Source organism: Sphingobium bisphenolivorans (assembly GCF_000412635.1).
Taxonomy (GTDB): Bacteria; Pseudomonadota; Alphaproteobacteria; order Sphingomonadales; family Sphingomonadaceae; genus Sphingobium; species Sphingobium bisphenolivorans.
Genome location: NZ_ASTG01000025.1, coordinates 23882 through 41104 on the forward strand (window position 1 = coordinate 23882; position 17223 = coordinate 41104).

The 17223-nt window shown below is 63.5% G+C and carries 13 protein-coding genes; 8 read left to right on the plus strand and 5 right to left on the minus strand.

The features are described 5' to 3' along the window. The first annotated feature begins 81 nt into the window (after nucleotides 1–81). Complete coding sequence (gene dnaE, locus L858_RS0116205) at nucleotides 82–3618, plus strand: DNA polymerase III subunit alpha (RefSeq protein ID WP_022684199.1); 3537 nt, start codon at nucleotides 82–84, stop codon at nucleotides 3616–3618. A 154-nt stretch (nucleotides 3619–3772) separates the two neighbouring features. Here dnaE and L858_RS0116210 read toward each other — a convergent pair whose 3' ends face one another. The 4 genes from L858_RS0116210 to L858_RS0116225 are packed head-to-tail and all read right to left on the minus strand — an operon-like array spanning nucleotide 3773 to nucleotide 7962. Then, nucleotides 3773–4840 carry a PA0069 family radical SAM protein gene (locus L858_RS0116210; RefSeq protein ID WP_028056225.1) on the minus strand — a complete coding sequence of 356 codons (1068 nt, stop codon included), beginning with the start codon at nucleotides 4838–4840 and terminating at the stop codon, nucleotides 3773–3775. A gap of 40 nt (nucleotides 4841–4880) precedes the next feature. Then, nucleotides 4881–5408: a molybdenum cofactor biosynthesis protein B gene (gene moaB, locus L858_RS0116215; RefSeq protein ID WP_022684201.1), complete on the minus strand. Its 528-nt coding sequence runs from the start codon at nucleotides 5406–5408 to the stop codon at nucleotides 4881–4883. Further along, the gene (locus L858_RS0116220) at nucleotides 5408–7201 is read right to left on the minus strand and encodes a lytic transglycosylase domain-containing protein (protein WP_022684202.1); all 1794 of its coding nucleotides are present in this window, start codon (nucleotides 7199–7201) and stop codon (nucleotides 5408–5410) included. Before L858_RS0116220 ends, moaB begins: the two co-directional genes overlap by 1 nt. Then, a complete protein-coding gene (locus L858_RS0116225) occupies nucleotides 7198–7962 on the minus strand; it encodes a uracil-DNA glycosylase family protein (protein ID WP_022684203.1) in 765 nt (254 codons plus the stop codon). The genes L858_RS0116220 and L858_RS0116225 overlap by 4 nt, the downstream gene beginning before the upstream one ends. Before the next feature lie 79 nt (nucleotides 7963–8041). Between L858_RS0116225 and L858_RS0116230 the strand changes: the two genes are divergently transcribed. Genes L858_RS0116230 through L858_RS0116260 form a run of 7 tightly spaced genes read left to right on the plus strand, consistent with a single transcriptional unit; the run spans nucleotide 8042 to nucleotide 15863 of the window. Further along, nucleotides 8042–9694, plus strand: a complete 1653-nt coding sequence (locus L858_RS0116230; RefSeq protein WP_022684204.1) for an electron transfer flavoprotein-ubiquinone oxidoreductase — start codon at nucleotides 8042–8044, stop codon at nucleotides 9692–9694. Nucleotides 9695–9719: 25 nt separating this feature from the next. Next, nucleotides 9720–11336, plus strand: coding sequence for a tetratricopeptide repeat protein (locus L858_RS0116235; protein WP_193742881.1), 1617 nt, complete (start codon nucleotides 9720–9722; stop codon nucleotides 11334–11336). Then, nucleotides 11323–12222 (plus strand): 4-(cytidine 5'-diphospho)-2-C-methyl-D-erythritol kinase, encoded by a 900-nt coding sequence (locus L858_RS0116240; protein WP_022684206.1) that lies wholly within the window; start codon nucleotides 11323–11325, stop codon nucleotides 12220–12222. The genes L858_RS0116235 and L858_RS0116240 overlap by 14 nt, the downstream gene beginning before the upstream one ends. Next, nucleotides 12219–12935 (plus strand): N-formylglutamate amidohydrolase, encoded by a 717-nt coding sequence (locus L858_RS0116245; RefSeq protein ID WP_022684207.1) that lies wholly within the window; start codon nucleotides 12219–12221, stop codon nucleotides 12933–12935. The genes L858_RS0116240 and L858_RS0116245 overlap by 4 nt, the downstream gene beginning before the upstream one ends. Then, complete coding sequence (locus tag L858_RS0116250) at nucleotides 12935–13270, plus strand: hypothetical protein (RefSeq protein WP_152639861.1); 336 nt, start codon at nucleotides 12935–12937, stop codon at nucleotides 13268–13270. The genes L858_RS0116245 and L858_RS0116250 overlap by 1 nt, the downstream gene beginning before the upstream one ends. Next, entirely contained in the window at nucleotides 13267–14661 is a 1395-nt protein-coding gene (locus tag L858_RS0116255) for a bifunctional ADP-dependent NAD(P)H-hydrate dehydratase/NAD(P)H-hydrate epimerase (protein ID WP_022684209.1), read from the plus strand. Before L858_RS0116250 ends, L858_RS0116255 begins: the two co-directional genes overlap by 4 nt. After that, complete coding sequence (locus L858_RS0116260) at nucleotides 14658–15863, plus strand: class I SAM-dependent RNA methyltransferase (RefSeq protein ID WP_022684210.1); 1206 nt, start codon at nucleotides 14658–14660, stop codon at nucleotides 15861–15863. The genes L858_RS0116255 and L858_RS0116260 overlap by 4 nt, the downstream gene beginning before the upstream one ends. A 44-nt stretch (nucleotides 15864–15907) precedes the next feature. Here the strand turns inward: L858_RS0116260 and L858_RS0116265 are convergent, their stop codons facing one another. After that, on the minus strand, nucleotides 15908–17101 hold the full coding sequence (locus L858_RS0116265; protein WP_022684211.1) for a type III PLP-dependent enzyme: 1194 nt from the start codon (nucleotides 17099–17101) through the stop codon (nucleotides 15908–15910). Nucleotides 17102–17223 lie beyond the last annotated feature (122 nt).

Consider the following 17223-nt stretch of genomic DNA (forward strand, 5'->3'; position numbering starts at 1 on the left):
CCTTGCGGCCACCCGCAACTTACCCACGATTTTCTTGATCCAAGGGGTGGCCGAATCGGCAAGAGCGCCTAGATTGCCGGCATGCCTCATGCCGGTTTCGTTCCCCTTCGCGTTTTCTCGTCATTCACCATGCTGGAAGGGGCGATAGACCCCAAGAAAATCGCGAAACAGGCAAAGGCGCTAGGTTTTCCAGCTGCCGCCATCACCGACCGCAACGGCCTTTACGGCTCCATGGCGTTCTCCGACGCGTGCAAGGGCGAGGGGGTTCAGCCGATCATCGGTGCCATGGTAGGCATCCTGCGGCCCGGCCGGCCCGCCAATACGGCTCCAGTTCATGACTGGATCGCCCTCTACGCCCAGGACGAGCAGGGCTATGACAATCTTTGCGCGCTCGTTTCCATGGCCCATCTCGACCGTCCAGTCGAAGAGGTGCCGCATATCACCATAGAGACTTTGCAGGGGCGAACGGAAGGGCTCATGGCCCTGACGGCAGGTGGGGAGGGTGCGCTGGCTCGGCTGTTCGCGGAAGATCAGCCTGACGCCGCGATAGCTTATGTCGAGCAGTTGGAGCGGCTCTTCCCCGATCGCCTCTATATAGAGATTTGCCGTCGTCTGGATCCGGTTGAGGGGAAGGCCGAACCGCATCTGCTCGATCTCGCCTACGCACGCGATCTTCCGTTGGTGGCGACGAACCCCACCTGTTTTGCCGAGCCGCATTTTCACGAAGCGCATGACGTGATGCTCTGCATTGCCGACAGCGCCTATGTGGAAACGGCCGACCGCCGCAGCAGCTCGCCTGACGCCTGGATGAAGCCTGCTACCGAGATGAAGCGGCTGTTCGAGGATTTGCCCGAGGCGCTCGCCAATACGCTTGTCGTCGCGCAGCGCTGTGCGGTCGCCGCCCCCAAGCGCAAGCCCATTCTTCCCAGCCTCGCCGGCGACATCGAGGGGGAAGCAGCCATGCTGCGCGAACAGGCGACGGCGGGACTGGAAGCGCGGCTCGCAACAGCCGGAATCGAAGGCGAAGAGGCGCGCCGACCCTATTTCGACCGGCTGAAGTTCGAAACCGACATCATCATCCAGATGGGCTTTCCCGGCTACTTCCTGATCGTTGCCGACTTCATCAAATGGGCGAAGGAGCAGGATATCCCCGTCGGGCCGGGGCGCGGATCAGGCGCCGGATCGCTGGTCGCTTGGGCGCTGACCATTACTGATCTTGATCCGCTTCAACTCGGCCTGCTGTTCGAACGCTTCCTCAACCCGGAACGCGTGTCGATGCCCGACTTCGACATCGACTTCTGCGAAACCCGTCGCGGCGAAGTGATCCGCTACGTACAGCAGAAATATGGCGCGGATCATGTCGCGCAAATCATCACCTTCGGTAAGCTCAAGGCCCGCGCCGTGCTGAAGGATACAGGCCGCGTACTTCAGATGAGCTACGGACAGGTAGACCGCCTTGCGAAGCTGGTTCCCAACCATCCGACAGACCCCTGGACGCTGGAACGCTCGCTCAATGGCGTGGCGGAGTTCAAGGCGGAATATGATAATGACGCACAGGTAAAGCGGCTCATCGATTATGCGATGAAGCTGGAGGGCTTTCCCCGGCACAGCTCCACGCACGCGGCTGGCGTGGTGATCGGCGACCGACCGCTGTCGCAGCTGGTCCCGCTCTATCGTGACCCTCGCTCCGACATGCCCGTTACGCAGTTCGATATGAAATATGTCGAAGGCGCGGGGCTGGTGAAGTTCGACTTTCTGGGATTGAAGACGCTCTCGGTGCTGCAAAAGGCGGTGCAGTTGCTCGCCGGACGAGGGGTCAAGGTCGACCTCGACAGATTGGGCTGGGACGATACCGCCGTCTACGACCTGCTCCAGCGGGGCGACACGGTCGGCGTGTTCCAGCTGGAATCGGAAGGTATGCGCAAGACGCTTGCGGCCGTGCGTCCGACTAATTTCGGCGACATCATCGCACTTGTGTCGCTCTACCGCCCGGGGCCGATGGACAATATCCCGATGTTCGGCCGTCGCAAGAACGGTCAGGAAGATATTGAATATCCGCATATTCTCCTGAAGCCGATCCTCGAGGAAACTTACGGCATCTTCGTCTATCAGGAACAGGTGATGCAGGCCGCACAGATCCTGGCCGGCTATTCACTGGGTGACGCGGACCTGTTGCGGCGGGCCATGGGCAAGAAGATCAAGGCGGAGATGGATGCGCAGCGCGCCCGCTTCGTTGAAGGCTGCGCCAAGAGCGACATCGCGGCCAGCAAGGCCAACGAGCTGTTCGATTTGATCGACAAATTCGCGGGCTATGGCTTCAACAAGTCGCATGCTGCGGCTTATGCCCTGCTCGCCTACCAGACCGCGTGGCTGAAGGCGCACTATCCGGCTGAATTTTACGCCGCCTCAATGGCTTACGACATACATTTGACGGATAAGCTCACCGTCTTCGTGGATGACATGCGGCGCATGGGGCTGAGCTGCCTGCCGCCTGACATCAATCGCAGCCTTGCCGACTTCTCCGTCGAGCCGGTTGAATGCGAGGGCGATGATCCCAGGCTGGGCTTTGCCGTGCGTTATGCGCTCGGCGGTTTGAAGGGCGTCGGCGAGAAGGCGATGGAGCAGCTCGTCGCCGAGAGGGATGCTGGAGGCACCTTCAAATCGCTGGACGATTTCGCCGACCGCATCGAACCGCGCCTGCTCAACCGACGTCAGCTGGAAAGCCTCGCCGCGGCGGGCGCTTTCGATGCGATCCATCCCGACCGGGCAGGGGTGCATGCTGCTGCCGAAACGATCCTGAGCGTGGCGTCCAGCGCGGCCGAGGCGCGCGAAAGCGGACAGGGCGGTCTATTCGGCGATGTCGAGACACCGCACGCTGACGTTCGCATCCCGCCGCACCAGACATGGTCGACTGCGGATCGCATGGCGCAGGAGAAGGACGCGTTCGGCTTCTACTTCTCCGCCCATCCCGTTGACCGTTACCGCCATCTGGCCGAAGCGCGCGGCGCGAAAAGCTACGGCGCGATCTGCGCTGAACCCGTTGCGGAGGGTGGCCGCGCCATCGGCGTGATGGCGGCGATGGTCGAGGAAGTCCGCTGGCGAGAGACGCGGCGGGGCGCGCGCTATGCGGCCGCGACCTTTTCCGACAGCAGCGGCCAGTTCCAGGCGAGCTGTTTCGAGGACGAGGCATGCAAGGCCATCGAGGATATGGCGCGCGAGGGTGAATGTGCGTTGTTGATGGTCGAGCTCGACCGTCAACCGGGCGAGGAAACGCCGCGCGTCACCATAAGGGGCGTGGAGCCCTTCCGCCTGATCGCCAATAGTTCACGCATGGAACTGGTGATCGATGCGAGCGATGCTGCTGCGATCGAGGCGCTGGCCCTGCTGCTGGCGCGCACCAAGGGAGGGCGCAGCGAAGTATTCCTGCGCGCTGCCGTCGGCAAGGGGCGTGCGGCAAGGGTCTTCCTGGGGGACGACTATCTGATTGGCACCGATCAGGTGGATGCGATAGCAACCATCGCGGGCCTTAGCATCCGGAGTTTCGAACGCATGGAAGCCAAGGCTGACGGCTACCGTGCGCGCAACCGCCGATCGAGCCTGCGCCTGGTTGCGGGATGATTTTCCTCAAAGTGCAGACGTTCCATTGATGGTCATGCCGCGAAGGCCTGGACTCCATTTCCCAACATCGCGTCAGATGTAACCTTCAGCCTTGCACCTCAGCCGCCGATCCCATTTTTGAGGGGCGTTAAGGGGTAAGTTAACCTTCTCTTCGTCAAAACAACTGCAACTGAGGCCCGCTCGGCGGCCGGAAAAGATCCGTTCGCAATGCCAGCCGCTCGCCCGTGAAGCCTGCCCGCTTGCGCGCCTTGACGAAGCGCGTGCGGATGAGTTCGGCCCAAACACCCTGGCCACGCATCCTGGTACCAAAATCGGGATCATTGTCCCGCCCGCCTCGGATGTCGCGAATGATCGCCATGACCTTGGCCGCCCGATCAGGAAAGTGCGCTTCGAGCCACGCCCGAAATAAGGGCGCCACTTCATGCGGCAACCGGACCGGGATGAACGTCGCGTCGCGCGCTCCTGCCTCAGCCACGCCTTCGACGATCGCCTCGATCTCATGATCGGTAATCGCAGGGACAATGGGCGACACACTGGCAACGACAGGTATTCCGGCAGCCGAAAGCTGGCGGATCGCGCCCAAGCGTCGGGCCGGATGAGGCGCGCGAGGCTCCAACGTACGCGCGATCGCCGGATCGAGCGTGGTGACGGAGATCATGACGGCCACCAGAGTGTCCGTCGCCATCTTCGACAACAGATCAATGTCCCGAACAATCCGGTCGGATTTCGTCGTGATATAGACCGGGTGGCGGCATTCGGACAGGACTTCAAGACACTGCCGCGTGATGCGCCAATCCTTTTCGATCGGCTGGTAGGGATCGGTATTGGTTCCCATCGCGATCGGCGCCACGGCGTAACCACGCTTCGACAATTCCGCCCGCAGCAACTCGGGCGCATCCGGCTTAGCAAATAGCCGGGTTTCGAAGTCGAGGCCGGGAGAGAGGTCATGATAGGCATGCGTCGGCCGCGCGAAACAGTAGATGCAGCCATGCTCGCAGCCCCGATAAGCATTGATCGATTGACTGAAGCTAATATCTGGCGAGCGGTTGTTCGTGATGATGGTACGCGGCTTTTCCACCGTCACCTGCGTTCTGCGGCGCGGTGGCTGCCCGTCGACCCATTCGCGTTCGTCCATCCAATCGCCGTCAGCCTGCCGCTCGGGCAGGTTGAACCGGCGGCTTTCACCGTTCAGGGTCGCTCCTCTGCCCTTTTCCGTCTGCATAGGGAATAAGAACATAAGAAGAACATATGTGCAAGGGGATTCAGCGCTCCATCAAACGCGGCATCAACTCGACAAAATTGCAGGGGCGAAATCGACTGTCCAACTGGCTCGCCAATATGCCGTCCCATGCATCCCGAACGGCTCCCGTCGATCCCGGTAGCGCGAAGATATAGGTGCCCCGCGCCACGCAGGCGGTCGCTCGCGACTGGATGGTCGATGTGCCGATCGTCTGGAAACTTAGCCAGCGGAACAGCTCGCCAAATCCGGGAATTTCCTTGTCCTGCACCTGCGCCAGTGCTTCCGGCGTCACATCCCGTCCGGTCACACCGGTCCCGCCGGTCGTGATGATGCAGTCGATCGCCGGATCGTCGATCCACGCATGCAGGCGCGCAACGATGCTGAGCTTTTCGTCCCGCTCGATCAGCCGGGCGGCGAGAATGTGCCCCGCCGCCTCGATCCGCTCCGCAAGAGTGTCGCCGGAGCGATCTTCCGCAAGACTGCGGCTGTCCGATACCGTCAGTACGGCGATACGAACCGGCACGAAGGTCCGGCTTTCATCAATCGGCATCAGTCCGAGCCGCCCGCTATGCTCGCGCTCGCAAAGGGCGTGCGGGGCGTCAGCCGCACCAGCTGGCTGCCCTTGACGCCCGGGAAGGTCGGCCACATGCCCTGCGCCATGCCCTTCAGCGATTCCGCGTCACCCTTGGCCTGAATCTGATACATCCAATAATTGCGCATCACGATGTTCACATAGGCGCGCGTTTCATAATAAGGCAGCGACTCTATGAAGAGCAGCGGGTCGCCATTATCCTTGACCTCGCTGTTCCACCGTTCGATCGGCACAGGCCCTGCATTATAGGCGGCCATCACCTTGGGCAGCAGCCCGCCCGTCGCGCTCATGTCCCGCAGGCTTTCCAGATAGCGTTGCCCATATTCCATGTTGGTTGAGGGCACGAACAATTGGTCCGAGCCCGTCAGCCCCATCAGGCTGCCCGTGCTCGGAAGAACCTGCATCAGCCCGCGCGCACCCGCGCTGCTGACCACATCGCTGCGGAAACCCGATTCCTGAAGCGTGTGCGCATAGATCAGCGCTGGCTCGACCCGCCAGCCGCCGTCCGGACGCCAGTTGGGTGCCGGAAAGCGGGCGAAGCTGTCGGGCTGTTTGCCCGCAGGTCCGTTATGCGCAAGCCACAATTGGGTCGCGGGCATGTTCAGCGCATTCGCCAGGTGCAGCAGCGCTTCATATTGCCCTACTCCCCCGAGCCGCGCCTGGTGGCGCAGCATCAGGTCGGCGCGCGCATTCTCACCGATACCGGCAAGCGCGATAGCCGCTTTGACGTTGGGGCTGTCCTTCAATTGCTGCCAATCCGCCGTGCTGAACCGGTCGGCAGCCGAACCAGCGCCGAGCGGCATGCCCAGCGTCTGCCGCGCTAACAGGCCATAGAAGCTCTCGTTCGATCCGGCTGCCTTCTTCAGCAAAGGTTCGACCTTCTCGGCCTGGCCGCAGACCATATAGGCGCGCGCTGCCCAATAGGCACCTGCCGCACGCATGTCGGAGTTGCCGGCCATCGCGGCGACATTGCCGAAGGCCGGCGCAGCGGCGCGGCAGTCATTCTGCCGCCATGCAGCCAATCCCGTGGTCCAATAAGCCTGCACCGCCCAGTCACCGCCGCTGCCCGCCTCCAGCGCGCGCGCCGCCATCCGCCGGGCACCGGCGTCGTCATTTTCGATATAATAAGCCCAGGCGATACGCTGGCGCACCTCCGTCAGGCCGGCTGGCGTCAGCCCGACCTCGCCACTCGCCAGCAGGCCTTCTGCACCGGCCGGATCGTCATTCTTGATGAAAGGCTGGATCAGCCCGACCAGCGATTGCGCGAGCAGGTCGGTCTTGACCGTCGCCACATATTCCCGCCGGGGTGCTGCGCCCAGCCAGACCATCTTCTGCACCTGCGGCAGGGTGGGAAGGATCGTGGCGCCGCGCTTCTGCGCCAAGCGCGATAGCTGGTCTGCCTTCGCGAGCCACGGCGCCTTGTTGATGAGGTCGAGAATGTCGAACAACTCGATCCGCGGCGAATTCTTGTCGAGGTAAAGCTCCGACAGGGCAACCGGCCGGATCGCATCCTGCGCGTCCAGGGCCTGAACCATCGCCTTGGCCTCGTCCCATCGCTGATCGCGCAAAGCGGCGAAGATGGCGGAATAACGCGCTTTAGCGTCGTCACCGACCTGCAGGAATGACACCGGGGCCGACCGCGTTGTGGGGACCCCCGCAGGGAAGGCCGTTTCGGCGTGCGTCGGCGCAGCGGCTATGCCGCCCGCTGCGAGCAGGGCAAGAACGGAGGATCGGATGGCGGCGCGAATCACTTCTTCATTTCCTCGATCAGGCTTTGCATCGTCCGCCAGCATTCCGCCTTGGCCGCAGGCTGCCTCATCAGCAGCCGCGGATGAAAGGTGGCGAATGCCGGCACAGTGCCGCCATCATGGTTGAAATTTTGTAAACTATTTTCGCCGTTTGTTGAACCGGCCTGAAGCAGCGCTCGGACAGTCCTGTCGCCCAGGAGCAGCAGGTTCTTGGGCGCAGCGAGCATCACATGAGTGCTCATCCGCGCGGCTGCGGTAGAAAGGTCTGCGGCATCCACCATCCCTCCCGGCGGGCGCGACAGGAAAAGCGAGGCGAGATGCACGTCGGCGCGGCCAAGCCCCATCGCCCGGAGCATCGCATCGAACAGCTTGCCTGCGCCGTCCGCGAACAGGGTCCCGCTCGCGACATCGGCAGGGTCCGGCATATCGGTGATGATCATGAGCGGGGCGGCCGTAGGGCCGGTCGGCAGGATCGGCAGGCCGGGCCAGCGTCGCTCTGGCTGCTGGCTATCCTGTGCCAACCATGCGAGAAATGCCTCGAACGACTGCGGCCGCTGCGGCGCCGTGGGTGTTTTCGCAGGCGCTGAGAGCTTGGCGACGGCGGGCCGCGACCAATTGACCGGCTCCTCAGCTACCGCCTCATCAACGCCAGCCAGCTTCCACCACGCCAAATAGGCGTCGGCAACAGCCGACGAATTTTCCTGCATTGAACCCCGCATCAAAGTCTTGGGCCAGAGGTTGACGACCGGGTCAAGAATCTTCATCGCGCTCACTGGCAAAACGTTAGGGTAGCGCGGCGATCGGAAGGGGAGGGAACTTCCGGCATCCGCAAATGGAGGGACTATGAGCGAACGGGAATCGATGCCCTATGACATCGTTATTGTCGGCGGAGGCCCGGCTGGCTTGTCGGCGGCGATCCGACTGAAGCAATTGGCGAATGAGGCCGGACAGGAGCTGGCCGTCTGCGTTCTGGAAAAGGGGTCGGAGATCGGCGCGCACATTCTGTCGGGTGCGGTCATCGATCCCAAGGCGCTGGACGAACTGCTGCCCGACTGGCGCAATCAGGGGTGCAGCCTTGCGGAGACGCCGGTCACGGACAACCAGCACTGGTTCCTGACGAAGGGCGGCAAGATGGCAATGCCGCACATCGCCACGCCCGGCTGGATGCACAATAAGGGCACCTACACCGGCTCGCTCGGCAATCTGTGCCGCTGGCTCGCGGAACAGGCCGAAGGCCTGGGCGTGGAAATCTTCCCCGGTTTCGCCGCGGCGGAAATCCTCTACAATGAGGACGGCTCCGTGAAGGGTGTCGCGACCGGCGACATGGGGATCGATCGTGAAGGCAACCGCAAGCCCGATTATCAGCCCGGCCTTGAACTGCACGCCAAATATACCTTCTTCGCCGAAGGCGCGCGCGGGCATCTGACCAAGATTCTGAAGCGCCAGTTCGAGCTGGACAAGGACAGCGAGCCGCAGGTCTACGGTATCGGCATGAAGGAATTGTGGGACATCGATCCGGCCAAGCATAAGCAGGGCCTCGTCATCCACACCCAAGGCTGGCCGCTCAGTGACGCCTATGGCGGCGGCTTCCTTTATCACCAGGCCAATGGACAGGTGGCGCTGGGCTTCGTGGTGGGCCTTGGCTACCGCAACCCGCATCTCTACCCGTTCGAGGAATTCCAGCGCTGGAAGCAGCACCCGGCGATCCGTGAGTATCTGGAGGGCGGCCGCCGCGTCTCCTATGGTGCGCGCGCGATCAACGAGGGCGGCTGGCAGTCCATTCCGACGCTCGCCTTCCCCGGCGGCGCGCTGATCGGTTGCTCGGCAGGTTTCGTCAACGTGCCGCGCATCAAGGGCACGCATACCGCGATGAAGTCGGGCATGCTGGCCGCCGAAGCCGCGTTCGCCGCGGTTCAGGCGGAGCGGTCAAGCGACGTGCTGATGGACTATGAGGCAAATCTGCGCTCCAGCTGGATCGCGACCGAGTTGCAACTGGTCAAGAATGCCGAGCCTATGCTGGCGAAGTTCGGCAACACGATCGGCACGCTGCTGGCCGGCGTCGACATGTGGATGCGCACGCTGAAGATCGGCTTGCCCTTCACGATGAAGCACAAGGCCGATTGCGAGAAGATCTGGCCCAAGGACAGCTGCCAGAAGATCGACTATCCCAAGCCCGATGGCGTGATCAGCTTCGATCGCTTGTCCTCGGTGTTCCTCAGCAACACCAATCATGAGGAGGATCAGCCGGTCCACCTGCAGCTGAAGGATCCGACGATCCCGATCAGCTACAACCTGCCCCTTTATGATGAGCCGGCGCAGCGCTATTGTCCGGCAGGCGTCTATGAAGTGGTGGGCGAGGAAGAGGGTAATCCCCGCTTCCAGATCAACGCGCAGAACTGCGTCCACTGCAAGACGTGCGACATCAAGGACCCGACCCAGAACATCAACTGGGTCGTTCCCGAAGGCGGCGGAGGACCGAACTATCCGAACATGTAAGCGTCTTGCCGCCGGTTTGTTGCTGATGCTGCCCATTCCCGCGGGCGCATCGGTGGACCGCGGCAGTGCGCTGCATGCCTATATGCGGGGGCGCCTTGCCGATGGCGATGGCGCTCCTGCACTTGCCCTGCGCAGCTACCGCGATGCGCTGGAGAGTGATCCCGACAGCCTCGAAATCGCGCGCCGGTCCTATGTTCACGGGCTGATCAGCGGCGACATGGCGCTGGCGCTTCGGTCAGCGCGAATATTGGACGGCGGCGGGCACCTGCCGCGCGACGGAACCCTGCTTTACATTTGCGATGCGCTGAATCGGCGGGATTGGACAGCTGCGCGCGGGTTCGTCGACCGCATGGTGACCGAAAGCAACTTCGCCTTCCTGGCGCCTGTCGTGCGGAGCTGGATCGCAATCGGGGAGGGAAAGCACGGTCCGCTCAGCATCGATGCGTCGGACCGCTTCGCTTCCCTCGGGCGCCGCTATCTGGACGAGCATGTGGCTTTGCAGGCGCTGAGCAGCGGTTATCTCCAGACTGCTCAGCCCGCGATCAATCAGGCGCTCGCTCTGAAGGGGAGGTCCGGCGCAGAAACGCGGCTGTTGTTTGCCGGCCATCTGGCCGCGCGGGGGAAAATACACGAGGCACTGGCGCTCCTGCCGGCCGACGATGCCGATTTCGCCCGCGCGCGGGCGGACATCGCGTCGCGCGAGGGCCTGTCTGCTTTCCGCAAGCCCCTGGCAGCACGAGAAGGTTTTGCCCGCCTGCTCTACCGGCTCGCGGACGACATCTCACTCGAAGGCAGCACGGCCATGCTAAGCGTCCGGCTGTCCCGCATTGCCCTGTTCGCTGACATGGCCAGCCCATCGGCGCATATCATCGCCGCCAAAATGCTGACACGGGCGGCGCTTCCTGCTTTTGGATTGGAAGAAGCGCGCAAGGCGGCGGCTGCGCCCTGGTATCGCGGCCTTGCCGAAACGGAGATGATCGATGCGCTGGATGCCTCGGGCAACAGGCAGCAGGCGATCGAATTGGCTCGTGCCAGGGCCGAGGAACAGGGCGCTGACGGCGATCGGCAGGTCCGGCTGGGTCAATTGCTCTCCGAGGGAAAGGATTTCTCCGGCGCAGCGACAGCTTTTCGCGCCGCTCAGGCCAGTCATAGCGCCGGGAGCCTGCCTTGGGCTCTCCTGTTGCTGGAGGGCAGCGCGTTGGAACAGGCGGGCCGATGGGACGATGCGCGTGCGGTGCTGGAGCAGGCGCACCGGCTCGCACCTGACGAACCGGTCGTCCTCAACTATCTCGGCTATGCGCAGATCGAGCGGCGGCAGAATGTCGAAGCCGCACTCGAACTGTTGAAAAAGGCCAGCCTGCTGAAGCCGGATGACCCCTCGATCACGGATTCGCTCGGCTGGGCGCAGTTTCTGACGGGCGACGTCGATGCCGCGGTGCCGGTGTTGGAGCGGGCGGCTGCGGCCGCGCCTACGGACGCGACTATCAATGAGCATCTGGGCGATGCGCTTTGGGCAGCAGGGCGGCGCTATGAGGCGCGCTATGCCTGGCGGGCGGCGTCGCTGTTTGCGGAAGGGAAGGCCGCCGAACGGCTGGCGGGAAAAAACAAAGAGGGAATGAGGCCGGAATATGCCGCACGCTGACGCCGACGAGGCTGGCGCAGAGGTCCTGCCTGCTACCGAGCTGGGCGAAACTGCCTACGCCAAGGTCAATCTGGCGCTTCATGTGCGCGGCAGGCGCGCGGACGGCTACCATGCGCTGGAAAGCCTGTTCGTTTTCGCGGAGCAGGGTGACGGCTTGTCTGGGGCCATCAGGGCAGACGGCAAGTTCCAACTTCGGTGCGAAGGACCCTTTGGACATCTGTTGGACGCCGATGCGGAAAACCTTGTGCTGAAAGCCGCGCGCTTTCTCCAGCGGCTTTTGGGCGAGAGCAGGGGCGCTGACTTGCTGCTCGTCAAGAATTTACCCGTAGCCTCGGGGATCGGCGGCGGATCGGCCGATGCGGCGGCGACGTTGCGCCTGCTGCTGCGCCTTTGGGAGGCGTCGATCGCGCCCGGGGAATTGCACGATCTGGCCCTGTCCCTCGGCTCCGACGTGCCGGCCTGCCTTGCCAGCGTCACGCAAATGGTCACAGGCAGAGGCGAGGCGTTGCAGCGGCATGACGTTAATGGGCTCGATCGAAAACCGATGCTGCTCGTCAATCCTGGCGTAGCAGTCTCGACCGGGCGCATTTTCGCCGGGTGGGATCAGGTCGATCGTGGGCCGCTGCGCGCTGCCAGCCTTGGCGATCTGGTAAAGGATGGGCGCAACGATCTCCAGCCCGCCGCCATTGCGGACGCTCCCGTCATCGGACAGGTTCTTGAGGCGCTGAACCGTTGCGACGCTGTTCGTCTGGCGCGCATGTCGGGATCAGGTGCCACCTGTTTCGCCTTGTTCGACAACGCCGCCGCGCTCGCCCTGGCCGCGCAGGACCTGAGGGCCCAGTACCCCGAGTGGTGGGTTGCCGAGACGAGGATCAGAACGGCATGAACGAAGCCTTCACGCAGATCGACGGCGGTGATCTCGATCTGCTCATCATCGCAGATCATGCCTCCGCCCATGTGCCTGCCGATGTCGACCTTGAAATCGACGCCGCACTGCTGCGAAATCATATCGCCGTCGACATCGGTGTAACCGAAGTCAGCGCGCTGCTTGCGGAGCAACTGGGCTGCACCGCAATCCTCGGCGGAGTGTCGCGGCTCGTCATCGACCTGAACCGTGAGGATGACGCTCCGGGCCTGCTTCCCGTCATGAGCGACGGTCATGTCATTCCCGGCAACCGCCACGCCGATCTTGCCGACCGGATGATCCGTTTCCATCATCCTTATCATCACCAGATCACACAGTTGCTCGACGGCATGGGCTCGCCGTTCATCCTCTCTATCCATAGCTTCACGCCCAAGTTGACGAGCGATCCCGGTCAGCAGCGCCCCTGGGACATCGGTATCCTCTACAATGAGGACGATCGAGCGGCACGTATCGCCATCCCCCTGCTGCGGGAGGCCGGCCTTCACGTTGGCGACCAGCTTCCCTATTCAGGCAAGCTTCTCAACGCGACCATGAACCGACATGCCGAGGCAAACGGCATCCCCTATCTCGGCGTAGAGATGCGGCAGGATCTGGTTGGCGATGCTGCTGGGCAGCGCCGTTTCGCGGACATTCTGGGTCCTATTGCCCTGGAATGCCGCAGCAGGCTGGCCTGATGAGGCGGGCATTGGTCGCGATGCTGTTCACGTTCCTCCCGGGCTGTGGCCGCGAGGCCGCGACGTCCTCCGATCGGCAAATCGCTTGCTCAGCATCACGCGGCGGACAGTTCGAGACACGTTGCTCGGTCGAACGGCGGGGGAACAACTTGACGTTACGGCATCAGGACGGTGGCTTCCGCCGCTTCCTCATCGTGTCGGACGGCCGGGGACTGCTGGCTGCAGACGGCGCGGAGCAAGCGAAGATCACGATCATCGGCAAGGACCGGATCGAACTGTCGGCCGGCGATCACCGATATCAACTGCCTGCGAAAATCGCGGACGTTTCGCGATGAGCGGAGGCGAGACGATCCTGACAGCGGCGAAGATGCGGGCAGCGGAACAGGCACTGATTGCCAGCGGCGTGCCGGAATATGAGCTTATGGAGCGCGCCGGCGCGGCAGCGGCAGAGATCATCTGGCGCGTAGGCGGCAGGCGCGATCTGCTGATAGTCTGCGGCCCCGGCAATAATGGCGGCGATGGTTTCGTCATCGCCCGCCTGCTTCGCGCTCGGGGCGTGTCGGTCCGCCTTGCCGCGCTGGGGGAGAGCCGCACCCCCTCGAGCCAGCAGGCGAGGGCCGCCTGGGGCGGCCCGGTCGAAGATTTCGCGAGCGCGCGTCCCGCCGCGCAGGTCGTTGACGCGCTGTTCGGCACGGGTCTTTCAAGGGGCTTGGAACCTGCTGTCGCGGCACAACTATGCTCCCTGACAGGGCAAGCACAGTTCAGCTACGCGATCGATCTTCCCAGCGGCGTTGAGACGGACAGCGGCCGGTTTCTATCCCAAGTGCCTGCGTTCGGCCTCTGCATCGCGCTCGGCGCGTTCAAGCCAGCACATCTCCTATACCCTGCGGCAGGGTCCTTCGATCGCTTGATGTGTGCGGACATCGGCCTCGACATCGAAGGTGCTTGGCAACGCTTGCAGCCGCCTCATCTCACCACGCCAGGAACCACTTCCCACAAATATAGTAGAGGGTTGGTGACCGTGATCGGCGGAGCGATGGCGGGCGCAAGTTGGCTGGCCTGCAACGCCGCTGCCAGATCCGGCGCCGGCATGGTTCGGCATCTGCTTGCCGATGCAGGCGGTGCTGGTCTGAACGCGATCGTGAGCCAGCGGGCATCCTCCGCCAGCCAGCTGGAAGATGCGCTTCGGGACAGGAGGATCGGCGCCTTGCTGATTGGGCCAGGTCTTGGACGCGACCCTGCCGCCGGCCCGCGCCTTCGCGCTGCGCTGGAGAGCGGCCATCCGCTCGTGCTTGACGCGGATGCCCTGAACCTGCTGGCTGATAAAAGTGTCGGGAACATCCCCGTCGGGTCCATCCTGACTCCCCATGAGGGCGAGTTCATCCGCTTGTTCGTCGATCTGCCGGGCAGTAAGATCGATCGCGCCCTGGCAGCGGCAGAGCAGACCCGCTCGGTCGTCATCTATAAGGGCGCCGACACCGTCATTGCCGCACCGGATGGCAGGGTGGCGGTTGCGGCCACCGGTTCGAACTGGCTTTCCACCGCCGGGACGGGCGATGTGCTGGCGGGTCTGGCCGCGGGACGACTGGCAACGACCCACGATCCTTTCCGCGCCGCCTGCGAGGCCGTCTGGCTGCACGGCGATGCCGCGCGCCGCGCCGGCGCGGCCTTTGTCGCTGATGATTTGATTGTCGGGTTGCCAGCGTCTATCGCCTCCCGCTTGTGAACGATCCAGATACCGACCTCATCATCCGCATCGCCGCCAAGGGCGACGGCGTCACCGCGTCCGGGCGCCACGTCGCCCTTGCGGCACCGGGTGACCGTGTCGCCGCCGATGGCAGTCTCCTGCGCGGGCCGCATCATGTGGAAGCGCCCTGCCGCCACTTCCCGACATGCGGCGGATGCGAGCTGCAGCATATCGATGACGAAGCTTATGCCGATTTCGTGACGGCGCGGGTTACGGGTGCCCTCGCATCGCAGCAGATCAAGCCGCGCATCATCCTCCCGCCCCACATCTCGCCGCCGCAAGCACGTCGGCGGGCGTCCTTGCGTGCCGTTCGGCAGGGCAAGAATGTCGTCATCGGCTTCGCTGAGTCCGGTAGCCATTCGCTTGTCGACCTCACGATGTGCGAGGTGCTTGACCCACGACTGTTCGACCTGCTTGCGCCCTTGCGGAAGCTGGGCCTGCTCGTTCTACCGGACAAGCGCGCCGCGCATATAAGAATGTCGATTGCGGACCAAGGTATCGACCTAGTGCTGGAGGGCGTGCGGGTAGCAGGATTGGCGGCTGACGAGGCGCTGCTTGATTTTGCCCGAGGGCTTGGCCTTGCCCGGCTCACGATCGACGAAGGGGACGGCCCGCAGACGCGGTGGGAGCCAGAGCCGGTCACCGCCACCTTCGGCGGTGTCGCGGTCGCCTTTCCCCCCTTCGCCTTTCTCCAGGCGACGCCGGACGGGGAGGCCGCTTTGGTGGAAGCGGTGCAAGATGCCCTACCCGCGCAAGGGGCGGTGGCGGACCTGTTCTGCGGCCTTGGCACCTTCGCGCTGGCTGTGGGCGAGGATCGGCCGGTCTATGCGGCAGAGGGCGCGCGCGACCTGCTGCTGGCCCTCAAGGCCGCTGCGAACCGCGCCCAGCGCCGGATGGCGGCGGATCACCGCGATCTGTTCAGACGGCCCTTGACCCCGGCGGAACTCGATCGCTTCGCCGCGATCATCATCGATCCACCCCGGGCAGGAGCGCGGGAACAGGCGCTGCAACTGGCTGACTCGTCGGTTCCGGTCATCGCCTATGTTTCCTGCAACCCGGCGAGCTTCGCGCGCGACGCCGCGCATCTTCTGGCGGGAGGCTACCAGCTCGATACCATCAAGGCCGTCGGCCAGTTTCGATGGTCGACCCATGTCGAACTGGTAGGCGTCTTCCGCCGCTGACCCAAGCTGCCCCTCTCGCCGTCCAGAAGGCGGCGAGAGGATTTTCAACCCAGCTTGATGACGGTCGCGACCCGGCGCGCAGGCGCGGGATCGGCATAGAGGCTTGCCATCGGCTCATCCCCCACTTCGACCACGGCCTCCGACGTGAAGCCGTTGAAGCCGGTGCGCATGGCCGCGCCATAGGCGCCCAGCATGCCGATTTCGATATAGTCGCCGGCCTGCACGTCTTCCGGCAACATGAAGGGGCCAACCATATGGTCCATGTCGTCGCAGGTTGGGCCATAGAAGGAGAAGCCGGTCAGTTCCGCCTCGCTTTCCTCTTCGCGCAACAGAGCGACGGGGAAGCGCCATCCAATGTGCGCGGCGTCGAACAACGCGCCATAGGCGCCATCGTTGATGTAAAGCTCCGTGCCCCGGCGGCGCTCCACGCGCACCACGACCGAGCTATATTCCGCCGAGAGCGCACGGCCCGGTTCGCACCACAGTTCCGATGAATAGCTGACCGGCAGGCTTTCAAAGCCGCGATGGATCGCCTCGAAATAATTTTCGAGCGCAACCGGCTCCATGCCCGGATAGATGGACGGGAAGCCGCCGCCGACATCGATGATATCGACGGTGACGGCTGCATCGACAATCGCGGCACGAACACGCTCGATGGCATCGCTGTACGCCTGGGGGCTCATGGCCTGGCTGCCGACATGGAAGCAGATGCCGAGCGCATCGGCCGCCTGGCGGGTCGCCATCAGCAGTTCGCTGGTTTCGCCCAGTTCAGCGCCGAACTTGGACGCGAGGCTGAGTTCCGAATGTTCGGACGAGACGCGCAGGCGCACGCAAAGCTCAAGGTCCGTCGCATCATTGGTGGCGCGCATGATCTTCGCCAGCTCGTCGAGTGTATCGAGCGAGAAGGTGCGGACGCCATGGACGTGGTACGCCTCTGCGATCGCTTCCTCGGCCTTGACCGGGTGCATGAAGCAAAGCTTCGCCTGACCTTCCAGCGTTTCTGCCACCAGACGCACTTCCGCGATCGACGCGACGTCGAAATGCGTGATGCCCGATGCGAACAAGGTACGGATCAGATCAGGAGACGGATTCGCCTTGACGGCATAGAGCGAGCGCCCCGGAAACTTCTCAGCGAAGAATCGCGCGGCCCGGGCTGCTGCCTGGGGACGAACAAGCGTTACCGGTGCTGCCGGTGTGAGGGCGGTTGCTACCCCCAGCGCGCTATGATGCTTGTGCAACTCAAGGGACCTCCAGTGTAGTCGTTGGCAAACAAGCTGCCTTGCGGTGGAAGTCCCATGGGGCAGCGGAAGGGCGATATATGCGGCAGGGGTCCCACTGTAAAGCGCGCGTGTAAATTTTG

Coding starts and splice junctions, on each gene's coding strand:
- dnaE (WP_022684199.1), top strand. CDS start 82: ATGCCTCATGCCGGTTTCGTTCCCCTTCGCGTTTTCTCGTCATTCACC.
- L858_RS0116210 (WP_028056225.1), bottom strand. CDS start 4,840: ATGCAGACGGAAAAGGGCAGAGGAGCGACCCTGAACGGTGAAAGCCGC.
- moaB (WP_022684201.1), bottom strand. CDS start 5,408: ATGCCGATTGATGAAAGCCGGACCTTCGTGCCGGTTCGTATCGCCGTA.
- L858_RS0116225 (WP_022684203.1), bottom strand. CDS start 7,962: ATGAAGATTCTTGACCCGGTCGTCAACCTCTGGCCCAAGACTTTGATG.
- L858_RS0116230 (WP_022684204.1), top strand. CDS start 8,042: ATGAGCGAACGGGAATCGATGCCCTATGACATCGTTATTGTCGGCGGA.
- L858_RS0116235 (WP_193742881.1), top strand. CDS start 9,720: ATGCTGCCCATTCCCGCGGGCGCATCGGTGGACCGCGGCAGTGCGCTG.
- L858_RS0116240 (WP_022684206.1), top strand. CDS start 11,323: ATGCCGCACGCTGACGCCGACGAGGCTGGCGCAGAGGTCCTGCCTGCT.
- L858_RS0116245 (WP_022684207.1), top strand. CDS start 12,219: ATGAACGAAGCCTTCACGCAGATCGACGGCGGTGATCTCGATCTGCTC.
- L858_RS0116250 (WP_152639861.1), top strand. CDS start 12,935: ATGAGGCGGGCATTGGTCGCGATGCTGTTCACGTTCCTCCCGGGCTGT.
- L858_RS0116255 (WP_022684209.1), top strand. CDS start 13,267: ATGAGCGGAGGCGAGACGATCCTGACAGCGGCGAAGATGCGGGCAGCG.